The sequence below is a fragment of the Sphingobium sp. TomTYG65 genome (genome assembly GCF_055395525.1).
The window spans coordinates 1,051,077-1,072,106 of the sequence record NZ_AP027330.1 but is presented as its reverse complement, the minus strand read 5'-3'; the positions used below and the strand labels follow the sequence as shown (position 1 = coordinate 1,072,106).

Sequence of the window (21,030 nt, the reverse complement as noted above, 5' to 3'; positions counted from 1 at the left end):
GTTAACCTCCCTATAGGACCCTAAAGGGGCTAAATAGCGGGGGTTGCAAACATGAATATCAGGCTGACCGGCTCCATGGTTGGAGCCGGAATATCGATTTTTTGCGTGGCGGCGGCGGGGGCTGCGACCATTCTTTCCATTGGATCGACAACAACGGGAACGGCAACAGGATCGACTACGACTCTACTCGGCTCCGTCGAAGCTGGAACAGGAACTTCCACGACTTCGCCAACGAGCGGCACGACTGCGACGATCACATCCAGCTTTTCGACGTTTGATTTCGCGAGTGGCACAAAATTGCCGGAGAAGGCCACGCTTTCACTCGGCAATGCCACTGTTCATCCAGGCAGCGGCACCGCCTACGTGCCGGTGACCCTGGATCGTCCGACGCCGAACACGATCATTGCTCGTATCATCACTGTCAACGGATCGGGCATGTTACGCGCGCTGTCGGGCTATAATTACCAGACGGTCGATACGGTCGTGATCTTCCGCCCGGGGGATCCACTCGTCCAGACGGTGGAGGTCCCTATCATCAGCGCTGCGGAGGGCCAGCAATTCCAGCTCAAGCTGCGCGAGGCGCCTTGGGGTGGGTTGCAGGGCCAGTCGCTCGCCACCATCACGGCAACGAGCAGCGTCACGCCGACCGCGAAGGCGAGCGGGGCCTTCCGTCAACCGCGGACGTTTGCCGCCACGGGCACGCTTCAGTTCGAACTCAAGAAGGAAACCCATAAACGTTCGCCGGACGGGGGCTGGGATCGCTGGGCGACGTCGCTGTCGCATGGCCGGACCCAGGTCGCCAATGGCGAGACTGGTCTGTACCTCGATTCCAGCATTTTCCCCGGGGTCGAAGGGCCAGTCTATTGGGGTACGCAGGGGTTGGTCCTGCACAGCCAGAAGCTGAAAACGCCGATCTATTATGAAGGGCAAAACTGGTACTATGGCGCATCGGTACTGGATGGCCGCAACTTCCTCGCCTCGCAAATTGGTTATGGCCAATATGAATGGGAGGCCAAGATGCCGAACCGCCGAGGCTCCTGGCCCGCATTCTGGCTGATCTCGACCAGCGGCTGGCCACCCGAAATCGATATTTATGAAGGTTTTGGCTACCAGAGCTATTGGGATTTCGACCGGCATATCGGGCAAACCATCCATGGCGGCTCAGGCGGCGTGCGGAGTTTTCAGCGGGGCGTCACCATCCAGACCGAACAGGCTTATGGGCTCAAGGGCTATTCCCAGGACTTCCATCGCTTCGCAGTGGACATCCAGCGGGACTATATCACCTGGTTCGTTGATGGTGTGGAGACCTACCAGTCGGTGAATCCCTTCCAGGGCCATCGCTGGTATCCCATCATGGACGTGGCAGTGAAAGCCAACAGCGCCTATGATGACGGCTCGGGCGACATGGTCATCAAGAGCTTCCGCATCTATAGCGCGCCATAATGGCTGTGGGCGCCGCCCGAGAGGGCATAAAGGCGTCCCCAGCATTTGATCCACTGCCCGGCAATGTCCACACGGCGCGTGCCGGGCAGCAGGAGCGCTGCAAGCCCAGCGGTCCGGATCGTCAGGACCCCCAAGGTCCGGCCAAGCAATATCATCTGTCCCACATGGCCAGGCCGCTGCTTTCGGCGGGCAAGCGTCTCGGTGAAACCGATCCGCCACATACGCTTCAATACCCATGAAAGCTTCGCGCGCTCGGCAGGCACCCATTCACTCACCCGCGCTTGGGGAGACCATGCGAAACGTGCGCCCGCTTCCCGCAGGCGCGCCAGGAAATCTAGATCCTCGCCGCCACTGCGGTTGAAGCGCATGTCGAACCAGGGGCGCTTGATGAGCTCCAATGCTCTCCGGCTCACTAGCAGGTTATTGCTTGCCCACAGCATATCCGTTGCGCCCCAGGCACGCTGTTCCGGCCTGAACACGAGCGTTTGGCGCGCCCAACGCGGTGGGGCGCCGGTGAAATGAAAATCAACGGGGCCAGCGACGACGTCGGCGCCCACCTGCGCCTGACAGGTGAGCAGCGCGTCCAGCCATCCTGGCTGAGGCCACTCGTCATCATCGATCATCGCGATGAAGCGCATTGCTGGATCGGCCATCGCGGCCGCGCATATCGCATTGCGCACAGCACAGAGACCCGGTTCATGCACCGGCAGCAGCATGAGGGGAAGCGGATAGCCTTCCTCCTGCAACGCTTGCACGACAGCGGCCCCTTGCTGCGCTTCGCCATCATTGTCCGCGACCAGCAGCATGACGTCGCGTCGGTCCAGCATGGCTGCGAGCGTCACCAGCAGGTGGTGCAGTTCCGCCGGGCGCCGGAAGGTCGGTATGGCGATCCAGATTGCCTTGCCTGTGGTCATGGCGCCGCGGCCTCGACAACGCGCGGCCGCTCCGGCCTGCCGCGCTGCAGCCATTTGATCAGTTGGTGCCCGCGTACTTCGATCAGCAGATAACTTACCCAACAGATCAGCCAAGTCGCGCCAAGCATTCCAGCCACGAACAGCCCGTCAAAGCCGACAATCCCATGCCGCTGCGCCACGCCCATCGCGCGCGCGGCGACGTCGCGTACCAGTGGATGCCAAAGATAGATGGAGTAGCTGATCAGCCCGAGATGGAAGCTCAGCGGATTGGCCATCACCGCCCGCGCTGCAGCCCCGTCATAATAGCAGCTCAATACCAGTGCAGGCATCAGACAGACCACCAGCACATCTGCACCAGGCAGCAGCAGCGCCAGCGCAATCAGGCCGCAAACCAGCGCGAAGCCACCCCGACGATCGATCAGCGCCCTGCACCAGGGCTTGTCCGCAGCCCGGAAGGTCAGCACGCCCAAGGAAAAGCCGGCGAGGCAACGGAGCAGCGTAAGCACGCTGTCGCTGTCATTGACATCCAGCGGCCCGCTGGAGCCCAGTCCCGATGAAGCGACCAGCGCCAGCAGCCCGATGCACAACGCCGCCTGCGCCCATGCCCAGCGGGAGAAGGCGATGATCGCGATTAGGGGATAGATAAGATAAGCGGCAACTTCGGTGCTCACCGACCAGCTATTGCCTGCAATCGGCTGCGTGCCCCAGCCCCAGCTCTGCACCATGAAGAGGTTGCTGACGATATTCGCAGCTGTCAGGTCGATAGACTGGTTGCCCGAGACATTGAGCAGGATGCGCAATCCGAACACCAGGGTCACGATCAGGTGCAGCGGCCAGACGCGAGCCATGCGGTTGACCAGGAAGTCGATATAACTCGACGTCCCCAAATGCTTCACCACTCGATCGTGATAGCCATAGGAAATCACGAACCCGCTGAGAATGAAGAACAGATCAACCGCCAGATAGGCCCGCGAGAAGAGGGGGATGGCGAACTGAGCGAAAGCTGGCTGATGCGGGATATGGTACAGCAGCACCGAAACGGCAGCGACCCCGCGCAGCCCGGTAAGTGACGCCACTCTCATGCGCTGCGCCTCCCGATAACAGGCGCGGCATCGAAGGCAGCGGCGATCGCATCCCATAGCGGTTTGCGGCCCATCCGCGCGTCAAGCGGCAGTCCGCGCGACAATTGGCCGTCAGGCCATTTATATTCCGGGAAATTGGACAGCCAGGAATAGCGGTCCGACAGACCCCAGCAGAGAATCGACCCCATGGCGGGATTGTCGAGCGACACGTCCAGAAAAGCCTTCGCTACGGAGGCGACTTCCCGGTCGCGCTTTTCAGGGCTCGGCGGGCCGCCACGGTCGGCAACGTCAAATTCGGTGATGGATAGCTTAAGGCCGTAGCCGCTCAAGGTGCGCAGGAAGTCGGCGAACTGCCGCTCATTGAACTGCTCCTTATAGGGTTTCAGATGCCCCTGGATCCCGATGGCGTCGATCGGCACGCCGCGCCCGAGCAGCCGGTCCAACAATTTCAGCATCGCTGTACGCCGTCGCTCGCAGCGTGGAGAGTCATGTTCCAGACCGAAATCCGTCAGAAACAATGTCGCCCGCCCGTCCGTCTCCCGCGCCATGTGAAATGCGGTGTCGATATAATGTTCGCCCAGCGCTTTCATCCACATGCTGCCCATCCGCATGCCATCCGCGCGGCCTTCCTTGGGTTCGATCGCCTCGTTGACGACGTCCCATTCGCTTATCCGCCCGGCATAGCGGCGCATCGCCACATCGATGTAGCTGGTCATCAAGCGCTGCCGATCCCGGCCGTTGTTCGCGGCCTTCAGCGCAGGCTCCAGCCAAGGAGGATTGGCCGCATACCAGACCAGCGCATGCCCGCGTGCGCGCATGCCATGTTCTTGGGCGAAATCGATGATCTGGTCTGCGCCGCTGAAATCATATTTGCCGGGCTTCGGCTCGGTGGTGCCGCGCTTGAGTTCATATTCCTGGACGACCATGTCGCATTCCCGAGCGATCGCGGCACGAAAAGCTGCGTCTTCCCGCAGCAACCGCGACTTGACGGCCGCGCCGAAATGGCGGCCAGACCGGCGCGCATGCTGCGCAAGGCCGTAGCGAGAGACATCCCGCGCGACGCCGGGGGGCAGGGGCGAACAGGCGGCCAGCGCAGCCGCGCCTGCAAGGAAATCGCGCCGCCTCACAGTCTTTGCCTCCGGCCGATCAACATTCGTGTGAAGTCGATCCAGCGATCGCAAATGCGGCGATACAAGGCATCAGGGAGGATGATCTGCATCAGCACCGCACCCGCCAAACGCGGCCCATAGGCGCCACGGAGCAGCGCTGCGAGATAATAACGGATCGCGCGGCTGCGACTCGTCGGCCAGATGCTCTTCGCTGCGTGCCAACCCATGTAGCCGGAAAAGGCCTGCGGCGAGATATGCGGCCGCAGGTCGACGAGCCAAGACAGATTTCCGATATTGCCGCGCACCTGCGACAATCGGTCCTGCGCCTGCCTGTCCGCCCAGATGGTCCCCGGCCGGTCCGCCATGACGAAACGCGCGCCCGCCAGCGACAGGCGCAAAGCGAAGTCCGTGTCATCGCCGAACCTTACATCCTCGCGATAGCGGACCTTTTCCGCGAGGGAGCGGCGAAGCGCCACGCTGCTCGTCTGGATGAACCCGCGATCGCACATCAGATAGCGGTCAACTCGTTCATGCTGCGCGATCGCGCGCGGAGGCTTAAGGAAATTACGCCCGCCACCCCGGTCGGCCAGCACCTGCGCATAGGCGACGACGTCATCGCTCTCCTCCAGCAACGGCAGGAGGTCCGCGAGATGATGCGGCAGGAAGCGGTCGTCGCAATCCAGGAAAGCGATATAGCGCCCGCGGGCATGGTCGATCCCTGCATTGCGGGCGGCAGACGCGCCTCTGTTCTGCTGCACGATGATTTTAAGGCGCGGGTCCTTGATCGCCTGCAACGCTAATTCCGTGCCGTCAGTCGATCCGTCGATGATGACGATCACCTCGATGACGGCAATGCTTTGCTCCAGGGCTGAGAGCACGGCCGCGACGACCGCATCGCGCCGCTGATAGGTGGGGATTACGATGGAAAAGACGGGCTGGGCGACGGCAGCTTGCAGCTGCGATGGGGGTTGCCAGGCGCTCATCACGACTGCGCCCCGCCATGCGCCGCTTCGCCCTTGCCGAAGCGCAGCACGAACCCATTGACCAGCGAGCGGTAGAGCGGCTTGGGCAGATAGGAGCGCAGCACCTGCCGGGCGACTACCCTAGGTGGCACTCCGCCTGCCAACAGCCCGACGATAAGGTCGCGTAACGCCATTACCGGCCGCACTGGCGCCATGTGGTAGGCGAGCACCGTAGCGCGATAGCCCCGCCGCGCGCGATCCGTCAGCATATGGCCGCAGCGGTCGAGCCAGTCGAGCGAGGTTTCATAGCCCCGGACATAGGAGGTGCGGCCCGCTTCGGTAGCATCCAGCCATACCGTGAGTGGCTGTTCGATCATCCGGAAACGCGCGCCAGCCCCTTGCAGGCGGACGCAGAAGTCCAGGTCCTGCCCTTTCTTCAGCGCCGGGTCGAACAGCACTTTACGCGCCAGTTCGGCGGGCACGACCATTGTCGATGTCTGCATGAATTGATTGGCGCAAAACAGATACTCGCCGACATCCTCGCCATCGCGGATGCCACGATCGGGGCGGATCCAGTAACGATCGACCCCGCGATCAACCTTCATCCGCGAATAAAGTACGGTTCGGCCATCATCATCCGCAAGTGCGTTGGCCATGATTGACAGCTTGCCTGGCAAAAAGAGATCATCGGAATCGAGGAAAGCGATGTGGCGTCCACGCGCCTCTTCGATCCCGCGATTGCGCGCAGCTCCACCGCCTGCATTGTCCTGCCGGATATAACGCACGCGGGGGTCGCCGATGGCTTCGATCACCGGCGCGGGATTGTCGCGCGACCCGTCATCGATGATGACGATCTCAAAATCCTGCCAATCCTGCGCCTGCACAGACCGGATCGTGTCGCCGACGATATCGGCCCGGTTGTAGAGGGGAATGACAACGGAAAAGAAGGGGGCTGCATCTTTCATGCGCCGTGCACCTTTCGATATTCTTCATATTGAAACCCGGCAATGCCGGCGATCTTGCCCGCCGCCCGATAAAGCTTGCCCAGCCTGACGACCCGCTTCCCCCGGTCCAGCGTTGCTGCCGCGCCTAATGTGCCCACCAGAACGCCCGCCGCGATGCGTGGAGCTTCGCCCAGCAAGGTCCGCATCCGGCCCTTGTGGAACCGCTCGACCATCATGTCGGTCATGCCCAGGCGATAACCGCGCATCAGCAGCCATTTGGCCGTCACGCGGCTGGCGGGGATCAACTCCGTCACCAGCGCCTCTTCGGCCCAGGCGAAGCGGAAGCCCTTACGGGCCATGCGGCTGAACAACTGTTTGTCCGACCCGCCGGTCAGCGCCATGCGGTCGTCGAAGGGCCGCTCGCCCATCTGGCGCAATGCGTTGGCGGCGATCAGCACATTGGCAGTGCTGTCCACCAGCGTTACCAGTCCAGACTTGCCGCGCCGTTTTGCCTGCAGCAACGGATGCCGCGCAGCCCAAGGGGCAAGGTGGCTGTCCATCTCGCGCGCCACCGCGCCACCGACGACATCGGCGTTCCACCGTTCGGCCGCGTCGACCATGGCGTCAATCCAGTTGCGCGACGCAGCTTCGTCATCGTCGAGCATCGCGACATAGCTGATCCCGGGGCGCGCCATGGCTTGCGCCACCAGCGCATTGCGCACCAGCGGTATGCCTCTCTCCGCCACAAGCACGGCCTTGATGGGCCAGCGATAGCCTTGCGACGCAAGGCGCTCGACTACGCCGATGCCTTCCTGGCGATCCGCGTCATTGTCAGCCACCAGCACCTCAATGCTGTGCCGTGTATCGAGTGCTGCAATCGAATCCAGCGTCCGCCGGAGGCCCTGCGGCCGGTTGCACGTTGCGACGCAGATGGTGATCCTAGCCATAGGCCGTCTCCGATGAGGCAAGCTGCCGCCGCCGCCACTGCGGGCGCGGCTTGGCCTTGAAGGTTGCATGCGCGGTTGCGACCGCCGCGAGGAAGATCACCCAGACCTGCCGGTCCTTGTCGAAGAAGGAGGTTTCCAGCAGATTCTGGTACATGACGAACACCCAGACCGCGAAGGCTGGCACCATCAGATGCTGGTTTTCCTTGGTCGATCCGGTGAGGAACCAATAAGCGGGCAGCGCGAGAAAGCTCACCAGCAACATGACGAGGCCGAGCGGGCCGGTTGTCACCAGTATCTCCAGATAACCGTCATGCGAGTGGGCGGTCAGCATCTGGAACTCCTGGTTCAGATAGTCGTGGGCGGGCGAATTGGCGCCCACCTGCCAGAAGCCGCCGAAGCCGGCGCCGAGATAGGGGTGATCCGCCAGATAATCGAACACCACCCGCCAGATCGAAACGCGTCCCGTGAAGCTGGTAGGGTCGGCAAACAGCCGCTCGATTGTGGGTTGATAGGCGATGTAGAGGGCCAGGAAACCGACCATTCCAAAGCCGAGCATCAGCAGAAGAATGGCTCGCTTCTGCGTATTGTCGCTGAGCGCGCGATAGATGTTGCTGATCGCCAGCATGCCGACGCAGAGCGCCAGCGACGTCTTGCTCTTCGTTCCGATCACGAAGACAAAGGCCATGACCGCGAACAGCGCATAATACCATTTGCGCCGGTCGATCCACGCATTGCCGCACACGATGAAGCACAGCGCCATCACCGCGCCCGCGATGTTCTTGTGGAAGAAGAAGCCGCGCCATGCGCCGATCAGCGCTTTGTCGCTCTCGGTCGGCGGATGCACCGCAGCGGACGTCAGCGGCATCGAGGTCCAGCAGATCAGCAGCGAGGTGATCAATGCCCATCGCAGCGCTGTGAACAGTCGCTCCGGCCCCATCAGCGCAAGGGCGCAGAAGGTGATGTAGATCACGATGAACTGCTGCATCACCCGCTTGAAGGATACGAACGGATCGACGCCCCAGCTGCATGTGATCAGGAACCAGACCAGCATGATCGCCAGCGGCCAGAAGGTGAATCGGTATTTCAACGGGTGCTGGCGCAGCACCTGCACCGCCGTCAGAAGCAGCGCAAAGCCGATGAACAGCGCCTGCTTGAACAGGTCCGATCCGTCATTGTCCGCAGCCATCGCCACCAGCTCGTCCTGCGTACGCGACGCAAATGGCTGCTGACCGATGAAGACCATCATCAGGAAAATGAAATAGAAAATCTGCGCGACCACCACCATCCGGCTCTCCTGCGCGGCGGCAGAAGGGGCGGGGGCAGGGGCATGGCCGATCCGTTGCCAGGTAGACGCCATCAGCGCGGCGCTCCTTGCTGAGCACGCCATTTCCGGTCGAGCTGCCAAATGCCGAGCATCATCACCAGCTGTGACAGGACCACGCCTGCGATCGAGAAGATGGGCGCCGTCGTGATTGTCAGCAGCAGCACGGCCGCAATCCCTACGCCGCAACTGCGCAGGCTTTGGCTCGCAAGCGGCCGAAAAGCCTTGCGCGCCTGCGTCATCACGCTCATCGGCGTCTGCACGCATTGGACCAGCGAAAGAAGCGCGCAGAGAGCCACTGCGATGGCGACCAGTTCATGATCGAGTGTGGGCTTCAGGATCAACTGCGGAAACCCAAAGAGCACGACTGCCGCTACGAGGCAGGTGGCGGCCCACAGGAAGACGAGCGCGCCCATGAAGATGCGCTCTGATTTGATTGCTGCGTCATGATCGCCATTCGCCACCGCTCGGGCCATGCGCGGCCGCTCCAACTGGGTGAGCGCTGTGATGCACACATTCACCGGTCGGAAGAACAGCATCCCCACCGCGACCGGAGCAAAGGCTGCGGGGCCCGCGAGCAAGGTGACGATATAGCTGTGTGAGTTGGAGGTCGCTTCCGTTGATAGCACGCCGACCAGTGTCCAGCCGGATTGCTCGCGCCACACAGGGCGGTAGCTGCTGAGCGCCCTGCCTGGACCCATCGCGACGTGGCGTTGCACATAGGCCAAGCCAAAGGGCAGCAGTCCTACGATGCTCGCCGCGACTAGCATTCCGCCGATGCTCGCCAGATCCGCGCCGGTGCGGCTCGCGATCAGCAGTCCGGCGACAATCGTTCCCGCATAAGCAAGGTCCGACCGCGCGGCGCGGGCAGGCGTGTGATGCGCATAGGCGTTGGACCGCCCGAACCAGCGTATCAGCGACAATGTCCCTGCCAATCCGAACATTATGGCGGCTGCTGGCGACGCCGTGACCCATGCTATCCCTGCACAGATCAGGCCCTGGCTCAGCGCCAGCAACAAGTTCACCGGGAAGAAGAAGTCAAAGGACTTGCCATCGGCTTCCTCGCCCTGGTTGACCGCAATCGTGTAGGGCGTCGAAACGAGAGCATTGGACAGGCTGTAGCCGAACTGGATGATCACCAGCAGAAAGGCGAGCGTCCCGATCGCCGCCGTGCCCAGATGATGGATCGAAAACAGCTGCACGCCCAGATGGCTGACCGAAACGATCGCGGATGACAGGCTGGCCAGGCCGAAGCGGCCGAACAGGCTACCGAGGCTCTTCATGCGGCCCGCCGCCGCCGCGCCATCAGCCATGGCGATGCTTCCAGATCAGCCACAGGGCATGCGGATTGGTCGTGATATAGCGCCAGGCGAGTTGCCGTGGCCGCGTCGCCATCCGGTGCAGCCATTCCAGCCCGGCATTCTGCATCCACATCGGCGCTCGCGGATAATCACCCGTCACATAGTTGAAGAGTCCGCCGCAGGTGACGATCCACCCTGCCTTGATCCGGTCGCGGTTGCGCACGCAGAATGCCTGCTCGCGTGGCTTGCCCGTACCTACCCAAAGGACATCGGGCGCAGCCGCGTTGATCTCCTCGATCAGCGCGTCTTCTTCCTCCCGAGACCAGAAGCCGTTGCGCCGTCCGGCCAGTTCCAATCCCGGCGTCGCCTCGGTGATGCGGCGGGCGCATTCGGCGTTCACCTTTTCCTCGCCGCCGAGCAGATAGTAGCGCACGCCATGCTCCGCTGCCCGGCCAAGGCTGTCGATGAACATGTCGGTCGTACTGGAACGGTCCGCGATCGGCGTCTGGCTGAACCAGCGAGACGCCAGGACGATGATCTGCCCGTCAGCATGGATCAGGTCCGCCTGCGCTAGATCCGCCCGGAATGCTGCATCGCTCGCATTCATGGACAGTCCTTGCCCATTGCAGTCGAACACCAGCAAGGGCGCTTCCTTCTGCATCCGTCGAAGCGGCGCATCGCGCACCATCTTGTTGATCAGCGCATCGAGCGAGAGGGTGGAAACGGGCACGCCCCCCACCATCACGCTTTTCTCCGTTCCATCCGTCGAAGGAAAGGGCTGGCGCAGCGCCTGTTCGGCACTCATGCGATTACCGTCCCGGCGATCGGCACGCCCTGCCGGTCCAGATCGTCGATGATGCGTCGCATGTCGGCGATTGCGGTATCACCTCGCCGCGCGACGATGACGACGGCGTCGAACCCCGCCAGGATGCTGCCGAAAGGCGTCTGCTCACCCTTGCGCTCGGCAAGGTAGAACAGCATCGACGTTTCCTTTAGCCCCCAGCCATTGGCGGTTTCAGCGAGGGGCCCCCGCGTGATCATGCTTGACGCGCTGCCCGAAGCCCGACCAGCAGTCATCAGCCAGAGCCCCTCGATCGCGGTTTTGGCGGCCGGGAGCAGCGCCGCGCTGCCCATCAACTGCTCGGCGAGCCCAGACTTGTTCGCGACACGGAAAAGACGATCGAGCGACGGATTGCCCATGTCCACGTCGACCAGCATCGTTGCGCCGTCCATCTGTGCGAGGACCACCGCCAGGTTGGCGGCCATGATCGCCGCTTCGTCTCCGGCATCGACTGACAGCACCGCCAGCCGCAGAGAGGAAGGGTCGCCAGCTTTGGCCGCAGCCTTCAGCTTGGCCCTAACCGTCCGTATCTTGGCGGCATATGGGCTTGCCGGATCGAACGCGGCGACCACGAACGGGTCGATCCGCTGATCTCCCGCCGGCAGTAGCGAGAAGCCGCCCGCCAGCGCTGCGAGCAGCCCAGCCGCCTCGCTGTCCAGCATCTCTAGTTCGACGGCCGCTTCATGGAAGGGCAGGCCCTGTTTCCGGGCATGCGCATCCACGCGGTTCACATCGGATTCCGCGAGGAATCCATGGTCGACGGCCAGCTTGGCGAAACTGTGATTGTCCCGCACGCGGGGGCGCAAGGCAGCCGTTGCGCCACCGCCCGGCATCATATGGGGTGGGGCGCCTGCCGTGGAACGCAGTCTCATGCGGCCTCCTGCTGTTTGAAGAACCAGCCGCCCCGGACCGGGACCGGCATCAGTTCGGTAATGACTTCGACTTCCGTCGCGCGCGCCACTCCAGCAGCGGAGCGAACGCGCGGCTTCAGGATTTCGGCGACGATGACAGCCGCCACGCCGCCGACGAGCCCCAACGCGATACCTGCGATCAGCCACAGCATCAGGTTTGGCTTGGCGGGCAGCAGGGGTACGCTGGCCTCGTCCAACGGACTGGCGTTTGGCTGGGAGATCTGGCTCTTCAGGGTGGCCTCGTTGAAACGCTGGCGCACCGTGTCATAGGTCTGCCGCGCCGCATCGACGTCGCGTTGGAGTACCATGAGCTGATCCTGCACCTCCGACATGCGGATCATGCGGTCTTCCTGTCCCGACAGGTTGGACTTGAGATCGCCTTCCCGTCGGTTCGCAGCCACGCTGTTCGCACTGACTGCACCGGCCTGGCTCGCCCGTGCCCCCGCCAGTTTGGACTGAAGCTCCGCCAACAAGGCGTTTGCGGCCGTCATGCTGGGGTGGTTGGGTCCCAGCGTCTTCGAAAGTTCGGAAACCTTGGCCGACTGGGTCGCGACCTGCTCCTGCAAGTTCTGCACGATCAGCGAACCCTCGATGTCCGACACCGCGCCCGCACCAGCCTTGCCACGCGCGGCGGCCGCTTCGGCTTGCGCCTGCGTCAGCTGATAGGACATGTTTTTCAGCTTTTCGGCTTCAAGATCCATGCGGTTGAGGCCGATGATGTCATGCGCCCGCTGGAAATCGGACAGGCGCTTCTGCGCCATCTCATAGCGGCGGCGTACTTCCTGCGTCTGGTCATCGAACCATTTCGCCGAGCCGCGAGCCGGGGAAGCGCGCAGTTCCACCTGCTCGCGCATGTAGGTAGTGGCGATCAGATTGGCGACCTTCGCGGCAACCTGCGGATCGGGGTCCAGATACTGTATCTGCAGCACATTGCTCTGCCGCCCGGTCGTGATCGTCATGTTCTTGGCAACCTGCGAGGCTGCCGATTGTACCCGCGCGTCGGCTGGCATGTCGGCCGGCTGCGCATCGACGAAGCCGGCCGCCTTGGCGACTGCATTCATCACCTTGCCGCTGCGGATGATGTCGGTCTGGGTCCCCAATATCGCATCGGTGTCGGGCTTCGCTCCCTGCGCCGCATTTGTGTCGGTCGGGTCGGTTTGCGACAGGTCCAGCAGCAGTGATGCCGTGCCCATATATTGCCGTGGCTGGCTGAAGGCGGCGATCGCGATGATCAGGAACAATATGCCCCCGATGACCGCCGCCATCCGCCAGCGGGCCTGCACTGCGGACAGCAGATCGATTGGGTTCATGGTCATAGCCCGTCCACTCCCTTCAGCATGGCCCGCATTTCTTCGGCAGGTGTCGGGGCAGGGGGCGCGCTAGGCACTGGCTGCTTCGCCATCAGCAGCAGAAATTGCGGCGCCAGCGTGTCTTCGAACATGAACAGCTCGCCGCCCGGCACGGATGTGAGTACCGGCTCCAGCCGCCGCATCGCGTCAGCCGCCTGGCTTTCATTAACCGTCCCGCCGCCCAACACTTCATGGCCAAGCCGCACCAGCCGGTCATAGGAAATCATCGACATTTGCGATGCAGCCACGCCCGCAAGCGCAATCATGCGCCGGCTGGCGCTGGCTTCCCACAATACCCGCCGGAACAGCGCATGCGTTGCCCCGCTCATCTCGGCCCAGTCTTCCAGAGCAGATGCAAGACCCTGTTCCACGTCGGAAAGGGTCATTCGGTCCCGTCCGCCTGCTTCCGTGACAAGCGCCGCCTGCATCCCGAAAAGTCTCGCATGATAGGGGGAACCCATCGCTGCTCCTGCAAGCGCATCCAGCGCATCGGGATCCAGACCCAAGCGTGCATTATCAGCGCAGCTCATCAGCAGTCTTTCCAGCTCCGGCTTGGGAATTGGCGCTACCCGTTGCGGTGCGATATGCCTCCGCAGGGAGGGATGGGCCGCAATCAGACCGTCCACATCGCCTGCGATGCCGACCAGCACCACCTGAACCGGCGAGTGGATATCGGTGAGCAGCTTCAGCAGCGTCGCGACATCGGACTTCGCCTCGTCCGATCGCACCCTGTCATATTCATCCAGGATCAGGATCGAACGCTGACGGACATCCTCCACCAGCAGAGCCGCCAGTCGGGTCACGTCCAGCGGCTCGTTCATCAGCTTGCGCGCCTTTTCCTGCCCGGACGCGCTCATCGGCAGTTCGGAAAGGAAGGGCCGGAACAGCGAGTCGAAATCGGCGTCGCCGCTCGCTGACCCGTAAAGCGCAACGCAGCCGGCCTCGTCCGCCAGATCGCCGAACACCCGGGCCAGCGAAGTTTTGCCCGAACCTCGGGTTCCGAAGATCACCGCATGTTTCCGCTGAACGACGATCGCTTCGACCAGCTTCTCCAGTTCGTTGTTGCGGCCGGCCAGGCCATGACGATCCGTCACCGGCATTGCGGTGCTGAACGCGCTGTAGATGGAGTCCCGGCGCAGGCTGATCGGCTTCAGCGGCGCGGCCATTGCGCCCATCGAAAGGGGGCGGGGGCCTTCGTCAGCTACTTCCTCCTGCTGGATCGAGCGAAACCCCGGCGGGGCCGGCGTGTCGAGTAGCAGGGGCTCAGCCGCTATCACGCGTGGTTCCCCCGTAGGCGCGTCGGTTCTCGCCATGTTGCGGCGAAAGGACATGAGCCAGTCCAGCATTCCACTGGGCCGGTCGTTCACGAAGCCATGATCGATTGCGGTCAAAACAGCTTCTCCCGGATGATGAGGACATCTTCAGGCTGAACCGGATCATCCAGGTTCGCCTGTATTTCCTTCCCCCCCCGGCGTACTTTTATGCGTTTTGTGGAACCGGCCAGCGTCGGGCCTCCCGCCAGCGCCAACGCTTGGCGGAAGCTTTGGCCTGGCACGAAAGAAAAGGCGCCCGGCTGCTGCACCTGGCCATAGACATAGACTTTCTCGGCTGGCGGCACGAACAAGATGTCCCCGGCCTTCAACTGCCTGCTGCCGCCCACCGCCATGTCGGCGAGTGAAATGCGCACCGGCCCGCTGCCATCGGCTGGGGTCAGGATGACGGCGTTCGCTCCATCCTTGGTCGATCCGCCGGCCTTGGCCAGCATGGATGCCACCGTATAGCCGCGATCCAGCGGATAATTGCCCGCTTGCGGCACATTGCCCAGGACTGTGACGAAGCGGCTCACATAGTTGCTCACCTCCACATTGACGGAGGGGTTGGTGAGGAAGCCGCCGCTTGCATAGCTGCTGGAGATCGCCTGAGCGAGTTGCGACGTGGTCTTTCCGCGGGCGGAGATCGGCCCGATCAGCGCGAGCGTAACCGTGCCATCTTCCTTGATCCGCGTCGTGGTCGAAAGGTCGGGCTGACCGAAAATTGCGATCTTCACTTCGTCATCTGGGCCCAGTTGATAACCGGCGTCCGCAACCGACTGCGCCGGAGCAGCCGCGGTGGCTGCGGCCGCTCCGGCTGTTTGGGCTGACGCCGCCGCCGTTGAACCGGCCGCGGCAAGGAAGATCGAAAGGCTGGTCAGGAGGGTCTCTGCTTTCACAGCTCATGCTCCTTCATGTTTGAGGGTCAAAATCGAAGCGCCGCGCCCAGCGTCACCTGGGTGCCGCTATATTCCGCGACATCCGTGTCGGTGCGCCGCTTATAGTGCTGCGCATCGAGGGTAATGTCCGCGCGATCGGTCAGCTTGCGCTTCAGCATTGCGCCAAAGCGCTGGTTCCGGTCTGCGGTGATTGAGAAGGGGCGCAGCGCTGCGTCCTGCCTGAACTTGCGCCGTTCCCATTCTCCATACAGCCCTGCCGAGGTCAGTTCGGAAATGGCGAACTCGCCTTCTATGCGATGGCGGGTACGGATTGCGAAACCACTGGCGATCAGGCTGTCATTGACGATGCTGCGCTCGGTCGTAGCGGTCAGTTTCAGCCTTGGCACGATGCTGCTCGACAGACTGACATCCCAGCCGAGTCCATTGTAACTGCCCACCGCCGGGGAGTCGCTGTTGACGTCCAGCCAGCGGGCCTCCGCATCGATCTGCGTGATCGGTGAGACCGCGCGCTTGAACCGGACGCCATAGCTGTTGGTCCGGTTCTCGATGCCCAGCTTCCGGCGGTCGCTGTTTACCCGCTCGTAGAAGGCCGTGATCGTTCCAAGGCTCGGCATATTATAGCCGATCCCTGCCAGATAAGTGTCGCTGGTCTGATCGGCATAGTCGAACGCATCGTCGTTACGCGTCAGATCGCGCCGGTAGCTTGCCACCGGAAACAGTCCTGGCCGCTCGCATCCGAGTTCCGCGCCCAACGTCGTGAAGCGTTGGAGATTTTCGGTCTGCTGGTTGATGTCGCCATAGTCCGCGCGCTGTTGGCGATAGGATGCCATCGGCGTGATCGAACAGGTCGCGCCAAAGCGGATTACCGCCTTGGCTTCTGTGTCCAGCCGCAGCTTGCTCCGCTGTCCTTCGGAGATGAACCGGTCATAACCGACTCGTCCCCTGAGCAGCAGATCATGCCTGCCTATGGGCTTGCCATAGGTGAGTTCTACCCAAGGCGTGACGATCAGGTCCTTGGTGGGATTCTCTATACGGTCATCCACCCGATAGACATTGTCGTCGTACAGCAGATCAAGCCCAGCCGTGGCCTGCAGCCCCATCGCCTTGATGCGGGCGTCGTCATTGACTGTTGAAGTTTGTGCGTTGGCCGTTTGTGCATTCGCCGGAAGGCAGGCAGCAGCCATGACGGCGCTGCTCAGCACCGCCGCTGCCGCGCAGCGAGACCAAGATAATTCTTGTTTTGCGGACGCGAACAAGCGTCTCCGAAAACCGGGAGTGTAAGCAATAACCAAACGTGCGACCCTTTATTGCATTGCAGCAATGAAGGCATGCTAGTCGCGTTTGCACGCAAAACGAACCACCGTTGAAGCGGTTTGTCGCGCCTATGCAACGGTTCAGTTGGTCGCAAAAATGGCTAAAGCGAACAACTTAGTTGCTGTCTAAAGCTGTTCATCCGGGAGCAAGGTTAGCACAGCCTCCCGTTCATCTGGCAGAAAGGTCGCGGGGCGAGTCTGGTTAGAAGATGAACCAGATGATTGCCGCTATCGCGGCTGCGAAGCTGATGATGCCAGCCCAGCGCGAAAAGGTTTCCACGCCGCGTTCCGCCCGATCGGCAAAAATCTCGGGGCGAGCCTCATAGGTGAGCCTGCTGCGCTCGCTCGCCGTGTTGTTCAAGGAAGAAGGTTGCGCAACGGCAACCGCCGCAAAATCGTCCGCCACGTTTATTGTCCGCCCTGTTCGTGATAACGGACATATCCTATTTTACGGTTAACAAATAGTTCTCAGACCAGTGAAAACGTCATCATTTCGTCGCAAAATCAAGGGCGTGGTGCAAAAAGCCCAGTCGCCGCCGAGGTGGCGGCGACTGGATCAGTAGGCGTTGCGGTGAACCAAGACGTTAAAGGTCCCGATGAGGATCGCGATGTCCCGCATCAAGCTCCAGCCATGGAGATATTCCAGATCCGCTTCGACCCGGTTCAGGATGTCGCGCCGCGTTTCGGTGGCTCCGCGGAAGCCACGGATTTGCGCCAGGCCGGTGATGCCGGGCTTGAGAGCGTGGCGATGCCAATATTGGCGATCGACCTGCCAGAAAAGCTGCTCCTCGGCAGTTGACCCCAAGGCGTGTGGACGTGGGCCCACCAGGCTCATCTCGCCCAGCAGCACATTGATCAGCTGAGGCAATTCGTCGATGCTGGTTTTCCGGATGAAGGCGCCGACGCGGGTAATCCGGTTGTCATCCCTGCGCGTAGAGGCTGCACCAGCCGAGTCGCATTGTTCGACGCGCATGCTGCGGAATTTCAGGATATGGAACAGCCGATTCCCACGGCCGATCCGCTCCTGCTTGAAAAAGATCGGACCAGGCGAGTCGAGACGGATCGCGATGGCGATGGCGACCATCAGCGGCGCCAAGGCGATGACCAGCGGCACCGTAATGGCGATATCCAGCAGACGCTTCTTCGCCCGGTTCGCGAGGTTGAGCGGCCCGCGCGCCACGACCAGCGTGGATACGCCGCGATAATTTTGAACGGCTAACGGCGCCATATGGTCCAACTCCGGGACGATAATCTCGCCCAGAATATTGCCGCCCTTTAGCATCTGTGCCCAGTCGGCCTTGCGATCGGCAGGGCAGGATATGACGACCCTGTCGAAATCGCGGAGCAAGGTGCCCAGACGGTGCAGCATGTAGGGGTCGTCAAGATCAGCCTTGATCCCCGCGGCTTCGGCATCGACGATCACCATGCCGCTTACATCATCCGGGATCGTGCCGCCATCGATGATCAGCAATTGTGCGAACAGGTTGTCACTGAAATTGCGCCGCACCGTCCGCACGATCAGCAGCCGTTGCACCACTAGCAGCGCACTGCTGCACAGAATGCCTGCAGATATCCCCAGCCGCGACAGCTGCCCTGTTGCTTTCAAGGAAAAGACGGCGAGCAGGAAGATCAGCAAAGTCCCCGCCAAGGCAAGGCACGCATTCCGCAAGCTTGGCGTCACGCGGGTCAGGCAAACGGGATTATATGCCTGGTTGTGAAAGGCGACCACGCCATAGACGATCATGCCGCCCGCAAGCGGCTGCCAGAACTCGCCCGACAACAATGGAATGCCAGCCGCACGAAGGCCCAGCGCAAATCCTGTCGCCAGCGCGGCCATATCGGCCACCAGCAGCAACAAGCACAGCCAAAGCCTCACATTCCGCTGAACAGCGGCCGTTACGGGCTGGCGACTAGGAGACCCTTCGATCGCCAGATCAATTTTCGACATCTGCAACCCTTTTTATGTCCTGACGTCAAACGACTAGCCGACCCGAAGATCGGCTTGCGTGCATCAGACATCCGCTGCCTTGTGATTTATGTTGCGGAGCAGCAGGACATAAATGTTTGGGAGTAGCAATCATGGCTGGGATGCTTGGACGGTCTTTTCCGACGATCCGTTGGTATGCAGGGACGTGCCGCCCCGCTTGTGCGACGACCTGAAATTTGGCCGATGAGTTTTGCAAGCGAAAATTTACCGTTCAATCGAAGCCCTTGGGCGAATCAAAATCGCCCCGGCTCCCGACTCACCCGATGAGCCACCAGACGATCAGCGCCAGTGTGATGACCAAAGCGGCTGGTCCAGCCCAGCGGGACAGCAACTCTATTCCGGCCTCAGCCTCGTCATAGGTGAAAGGCCAGCGACCACGGTTTCGAGTTGTTTCTATAGGAGTGCTAACGATCGGATCATGACGCGGCTGCAGATCCGCCGAACCGGAGCTTTTGTCTTGCGGTTGAGGTGAAAGGTCGATCATCTGCAAATGCCCCGGAGCGCGCCAATCGCTCATGTTAGTAAAATAGTAAGTTTGGCTAAAAAAGAGAAGGGCATTTGCAGCCATTCGCGCCATAGCTGAGGAGTAAAATTGGTCCTTATGTCGAGCGTCGGATTTAGCGGCAGAGCTGATCAATCCAAGAGGCTATAGGAGCTGACCCCGAAAGGCGAAATCTTCTTCCTGTCCTTTATTCTTTTATTTCGTTTCACCTGGCTTGGCGCCCGCGCGAGCCCCACCGGGTTAACAGGCCGGCTCGCAACAGCGGGTTGAGCCGTTTTTCCGTTACGTCGAATTGCACCGGAATGGTGCTTTATGCGTTGTTAAGAAAGAAAAATTTTCGCACTCAATGGCCGTCGCTGCTATTCAGGGATGAGCAGCGGAAGAAAAAGGAAGGGTCGAGTGGCGCATATCCTGGTTGCAGATGATGACGACCTGTTGGGTGAATTGGTCCGCTTCAAGCTCGAGGCCGCTGGTCATCACGTGACGATCAGGCAGGACGGCGCTTCGGCCCTTCGAGAAGCGCGTGGCGGCGATTATGACCTGATGGTGCTCGACGCCATGATGCCGGTGATGTCTGGTCCGGACGTGCTGAGAGCTCTAGCGGCCGAGCGGCCAGAAATGCCGATCGTGATGCTGACCTCGCGCAAGGCGCAGGCGGACGTCCTGGCGGCCCTCACCGCGGGTGCCCGTGATTATCTGACCAAGCCTTTCATACCCGACGAACTTGTCGTCCGGGTCAATGCCATATTGAAGACTGCCGGACGGGTGCAGTGATCCTGCTCGTCTCGATGGTTGCAGCCGCGCCGCCGACCCAGGAATCGGCGGTCCTCACCGCACGGAATGAACAGATTACTCAAGCCCGCCTAGCCTTGGCTCGGCAGGACTTCGCCGCGGCGATAGGTTTGTTGGAACAGACCGATGCGACCCATCCTGATGATCCGGAAACTTTGCGCCTGCTGGGTAGCGCTTATGCTTTCGACCGACGCTATCCTCAGGCGATCGCAACGCTGCGTCGAGCGTCAATGCTGGCTCCTGACGACATGGATATTCGCGCCGCTCTCGCTCGCGCTTACCTCTGGTCCGGCGATCGCAGGGCCGCGCAGATCGAGGTAGCAGGGATAGAGGATCGGTCGCCCGGCAATGCGGACGCCGCAGCTATCCGGCAGCAGTTCGAGAAGGAAGACTCTTCAATCGAAGAGGCGGGAAGAAGATGGGGCTTTGCGGCTGCTCAAAGCTTTTCCCATGTCACCTTCGCCAACAGGCCGAGCCGGACGTGGGCGGACACAAGCTTTGCTGTCTTCGGCAATGTAGGCCGCGAGACTGCCATCTCCTTTGGTGTGGACCGGGAGGACCGGCGTACCGCTACGGACACGCGTTTTGAAGCCAGACTTGATCAGCAATTCGGGTCAGCTCTGCGGGGCTATGTCGCTGTGGCCGCCACACCAAACGCCAACTTTCGGGAGAAATGGGGGGTGACCGGGGGCATAGAGGCAGATGTCGCGTCTTTTGCCACATTGCTCGCCGATATCAGGCATGCGGAATATCAGGACGCGTCAGTGACGGTGTTTCAACCGGGCATGCGCCTTACGGTGCGCAAGCTGGGGGTGAATGCCACGGTCCGTATGATCAACCTCTGGGATGAGGATGGGACACACCGCTCCGGCGTATCGGGTCGCGTCGACAAAGCGTTTTCCAGCGGCGTTACGCTGTTCGCCGGAGCCGCCACTTATCCCGATACTGAGGCCGGGATCACAAGGCAGGTTCACTCGCTATTTGCTGGCGGCACCGTGCCGCTGACGCAAAAGGTCTCGCTGCGCGCGGGTGTCGACTATGATCGGCGGCGCGAAACCTACAAGCGCAAGGGTGCGTCGCTGGGCATACAGGTCAGGTTCTGA

The 21,030-nt window shown here is 61.7% G+C and carries 21 protein-coding genes; 3 read left to right on the top strand and 18 right to left on the bottom strand.

The features are described 5' to 3' along the window. Positions 1–29 precede the first annotated feature (29 nt). Positions 30–314 (bottom strand): hypothetical protein, encoded by a 285-nt coding sequence (locus ACZ5Y5_RS05235; RefSeq protein ID WP_464810127.1) that lies wholly within the window; start codon positions 312–314, stop codon positions 30–32. Here ACZ5Y5_RS05235 and ACZ5Y5_RS05230 point away from each other — a divergent pair. Then, a complete protein-coding gene (locus tag ACZ5Y5_RS05230) occupies positions 298–1,443 on the top strand; it encodes a glycoside hydrolase family 16 protein (RefSeq protein WP_464810126.1) in 1,146 nt (381 codons plus the stop codon). The two genes, ACZ5Y5_RS05235 and ACZ5Y5_RS05230, sit on opposite strands and share 17 nt — an antisense overlap. Here ACZ5Y5_RS05230 and ACZ5Y5_RS05225 read toward each other — a convergent pair. The 17 genes from ACZ5Y5_RS05225 to ACZ5Y5_RS05145 form a co-directional block, all read right to left on the bottom strand. Next, complete coding sequence (locus ACZ5Y5_RS05225) at positions 1,428–2,357, bottom strand: glycosyltransferase family 2 protein (RefSeq protein WP_464810125.1); 930 nt, start codon at positions 2,355–2,357, stop codon at positions 1,428–1,430. The two genes, ACZ5Y5_RS05230 and ACZ5Y5_RS05225, sit on opposite strands and share 16 nt — an antisense overlap. Beyond that, positions 2,354–3,439 (bottom strand): acyltransferase family protein, encoded by a 1,086-nt coding sequence (locus tag ACZ5Y5_RS05220; protein ID WP_464810124.1) that lies wholly within the window; start codon positions 3,437–3,439, stop codon positions 2,354–2,356. The genes ACZ5Y5_RS05225 and ACZ5Y5_RS05220 overlap by 4 nt, the downstream gene beginning before the upstream one ends. Further along, a complete protein-coding gene (locus ACZ5Y5_RS05215) occupies positions 3,436–4,566 on the bottom strand; it encodes an endo-1,4-beta-xylanase (RefSeq protein ID WP_464810123.1) in 1,131 nt (376 codons plus the stop codon). Before ACZ5Y5_RS05215 ends, ACZ5Y5_RS05220 begins: the two co-directional genes overlap by 4 nt. Continuing rightward, entirely contained in the window at positions 4,563–5,531 is a 969-nt protein-coding gene (locus ACZ5Y5_RS05210) for a glycosyltransferase family 2 protein (RefSeq protein WP_464810122.1), read from the bottom strand. Before ACZ5Y5_RS05210 ends, ACZ5Y5_RS05215 begins: the two co-directional genes overlap by 4 nt. After that, positions 5,531–6,475 carry a glycosyltransferase family 2 protein gene (locus ACZ5Y5_RS05205; RefSeq protein WP_464810121.1) on the bottom strand — a complete coding sequence of 315 codons (945 nt, stop codon included), beginning with the start codon at positions 6,473–6,475 and terminating at the stop codon, positions 5,531–5,533. Before ACZ5Y5_RS05205 ends, ACZ5Y5_RS05210 begins: the two co-directional genes overlap by 1 nt. Further along, the gene (locus ACZ5Y5_RS05200; RefSeq protein WP_464810120.1) at positions 6,472–7,401 is read right to left on the bottom strand and encodes a glycosyltransferase family 2 protein; all 930 of its coding nucleotides are present in this window, start codon (positions 7,399–7,401) and stop codon (positions 6,472–6,474) included. Before ACZ5Y5_RS05200 ends, ACZ5Y5_RS05205 begins: the two co-directional genes overlap by 4 nt. Continuing rightward, positions 7,394–8,758 (bottom strand): O-antigen ligase family protein, encoded by a 1,365-nt coding sequence (locus tag ACZ5Y5_RS05195; RefSeq protein WP_464810119.1) that lies wholly within the window; start codon positions 8,756–8,758, stop codon positions 7,394–7,396. Before ACZ5Y5_RS05195 ends, ACZ5Y5_RS05200 begins: the two co-directional genes overlap by 8 nt. Continuing rightward, positions 8,758–10,035 carry a lipopolysaccharide biosynthesis protein gene (locus ACZ5Y5_RS05190; protein WP_464810118.1) on the bottom strand — a complete coding sequence of 426 codons (1,278 nt, stop codon included), beginning with the start codon at positions 10,033–10,035 and terminating at the stop codon, positions 8,758–8,760. Before ACZ5Y5_RS05190 ends, ACZ5Y5_RS05195 begins: the two co-directional genes overlap by 1 nt. Beyond that, a complete protein-coding gene (locus tag ACZ5Y5_RS05185) occupies positions 10,028–10,828 on the bottom strand; it encodes a WecB/TagA/CpsF family glycosyltransferase (protein WP_464810117.1) in 801 nt (266 codons plus the stop codon). Before ACZ5Y5_RS05185 ends, ACZ5Y5_RS05190 begins: the two co-directional genes overlap by 8 nt. Beyond that, positions 10,825–11,736 carry a P-loop NTPase family protein gene (locus tag ACZ5Y5_RS05180; RefSeq protein WP_464810116.1) on the bottom strand — a complete coding sequence of 304 codons (912 nt, stop codon included), beginning with the start codon at positions 11,734–11,736 and terminating at the stop codon, positions 10,825–10,827. The genes ACZ5Y5_RS05185 and ACZ5Y5_RS05180 overlap by 4 nt, the downstream gene beginning before the upstream one ends. Next, on the bottom strand, positions 11,733–13,091 hold the full coding sequence (locus tag ACZ5Y5_RS05175; protein WP_464810115.1) for a GNVR domain-containing protein: 1,359 nt from the start codon (positions 13,089–13,091) through the stop codon (positions 11,733–11,735). The genes ACZ5Y5_RS05180 and ACZ5Y5_RS05175 overlap by 4 nt, the downstream gene beginning before the upstream one ends. Then, on the bottom strand, positions 13,088–14,515 hold the full coding sequence (locus ACZ5Y5_RS05170; RefSeq protein WP_464810114.1) for an ATP-binding protein: 1,428 nt from the start codon (positions 14,513–14,515) through the stop codon (positions 13,088–13,090). Before ACZ5Y5_RS05170 ends, ACZ5Y5_RS05175 begins: the two co-directional genes overlap by 4 nt. Next, complete coding sequence (locus ACZ5Y5_RS05165; RefSeq protein WP_464810113.1) at positions 14,512–15,333, bottom strand: polysaccharide biosynthesis/export family protein; 822 nt, start codon at positions 15,331–15,333, stop codon at positions 14,512–14,514. The genes ACZ5Y5_RS05170 and ACZ5Y5_RS05165 overlap by 4 nt, the downstream gene beginning before the upstream one ends. Positions 15,334–15,359: 26 nt before the next feature. After that, the gene (locus ACZ5Y5_RS05160; RefSeq protein WP_464810112.1) at positions 15,360–16,433 is read right to left on the bottom strand and encodes a hypothetical protein; all 1,074 of its coding nucleotides are present in this window, start codon (positions 16,431–16,433) and stop codon (positions 15,360–15,362) included. 415 nt (positions 16,434–16,848) lie between these two features. Next, positions 16,849–17,052: a hypothetical protein gene (locus ACZ5Y5_RS05155; protein ID WP_464810111.1), complete on the bottom strand. Its 204-nt coding sequence runs from the start codon at positions 17,050–17,052 to the stop codon at positions 16,849–16,851. Positions 17,053–17,202: 150 nt separating this feature from the next. Beyond that, positions 17,203–18,594 carry an exopolysaccharide biosynthesis polyprenyl glycosylphosphotransferase gene (locus tag ACZ5Y5_RS05150; RefSeq protein ID WP_464810110.1) on the bottom strand — a complete coding sequence of 464 codons (1,392 nt, stop codon included), beginning with the start codon at positions 18,592–18,594 and terminating at the stop codon, positions 17,203–17,205. A gap of 295 nt (positions 18,595–18,889) precedes the next feature. Then, the gene (locus ACZ5Y5_RS05145) at positions 18,890–19,201 is read right to left on the bottom strand and encodes a hypothetical protein (RefSeq protein ID WP_464810109.1); all 312 of its coding nucleotides are present in this window, start codon (positions 19,199–19,201) and stop codon (positions 18,890–18,892) included. 333 nt (positions 19,202–19,534) lie between these two features. Between ACZ5Y5_RS05145 and ACZ5Y5_RS05140 the strand changes: the two genes are divergently transcribed. Then, complete coding sequence (locus ACZ5Y5_RS05140; RefSeq protein WP_464810108.1) at positions 19,535–19,909, top strand: response regulator transcription factor; 375 nt, start codon at positions 19,535–19,537, stop codon at positions 19,907–19,909. Next, a complete protein-coding gene (locus tag ACZ5Y5_RS05135) occupies positions 19,906–21,030 on the top strand; it encodes a YaiO family outer membrane beta-barrel protein (protein ID WP_464810107.1) in 1,125 nt (374 codons plus the stop codon). The genes ACZ5Y5_RS05140 and ACZ5Y5_RS05135 overlap by 4 nt, the downstream gene beginning before the upstream one ends.

Bases quoted from the DNA above. Each gene is read 5' to 3' on its own strand.
- ACZ5Y5_RS05225 (WP_464810125.1), bottom strand. From the start codon at position 2,357: ATGACCACAGGCAAGGCAATCTGGATCGCCATACCGACCTTCCGGCGC.
- ACZ5Y5_RS05220 (WP_464810124.1), bottom strand. From the start codon at position 3,439: ATGAGAGTGGCGTCACTTACCGGGCTGCGCGGGGTCGCTGCCGTTTCG.
- ACZ5Y5_RS05210 (WP_464810122.1), bottom strand. From the start codon at position 5,531: ATGAGCGCCTGGCAACCCCCATCGCAGCTGCAAGCTGCCGTCGCCCAG.
- ACZ5Y5_RS05205 (WP_464810121.1), bottom strand. From the start codon at position 6,475: ATGAAAGATGCAGCCCCCTTCTTTTCCGTTGTCATTCCCCTCTACAAC.
- ACZ5Y5_RS05200 (WP_464810120.1), bottom strand. From the start codon at position 7,401: ATGGCTAGGATCACCATCTGCGTCGCAACGTGCAACCGGCCGCAGGGC.
- ACZ5Y5_RS05195 (WP_464810119.1), bottom strand. From the start codon at position 8,758: ATGGCGTCTACCTGGCAACGGATCGGCCATGCCCCTGCCCCCGCCCCT.
- ACZ5Y5_RS05190 (WP_464810118.1), bottom strand. From the start codon at position 10,035: ATGGCTGATGGCGCGGCGGCGGCGGGCCGCATGAAGAGCCTCGGTAGC.
- ACZ5Y5_RS05185 (WP_464810117.1), bottom strand. From the start codon at position 10,828: ATGAGTGCCGAACAGGCGCTGCGCCAGCCCTTTCCTTCGACGGATGGA.
- ACZ5Y5_RS05180 (WP_464810116.1), bottom strand. From the start codon at position 11,736: ATGAGACTGCGTTCCACGGCAGGCGCCCCACCCCATATGATGCCGGGC.
- ACZ5Y5_RS05175 (WP_464810115.1), bottom strand. From the start codon at position 13,091: ATGACCATGAACCCAATCGATCTGCTGTCCGCAGTGCAGGCCCGCTGG.
- ACZ5Y5_RS05160 (WP_464810112.1), bottom strand. From the start codon at position 16,433: ATGGGGCTGCAGGCCACGGCTGGGCTTGATCTGCTGTACGACGACAAT.
- ACZ5Y5_RS05150 (WP_464810110.1), bottom strand. From the start codon at position 18,594: ATGTCGAAAATTGATCTGGCGATCGAAGGGTCTCCTAGTCGCCAGCCC.
- ACZ5Y5_RS05145 (WP_464810109.1), bottom strand. From the start codon at position 19,201: ATGGCTGCAAATGCCCTTCTCTTTTTTAGCCAAACTTACTATTTTACT.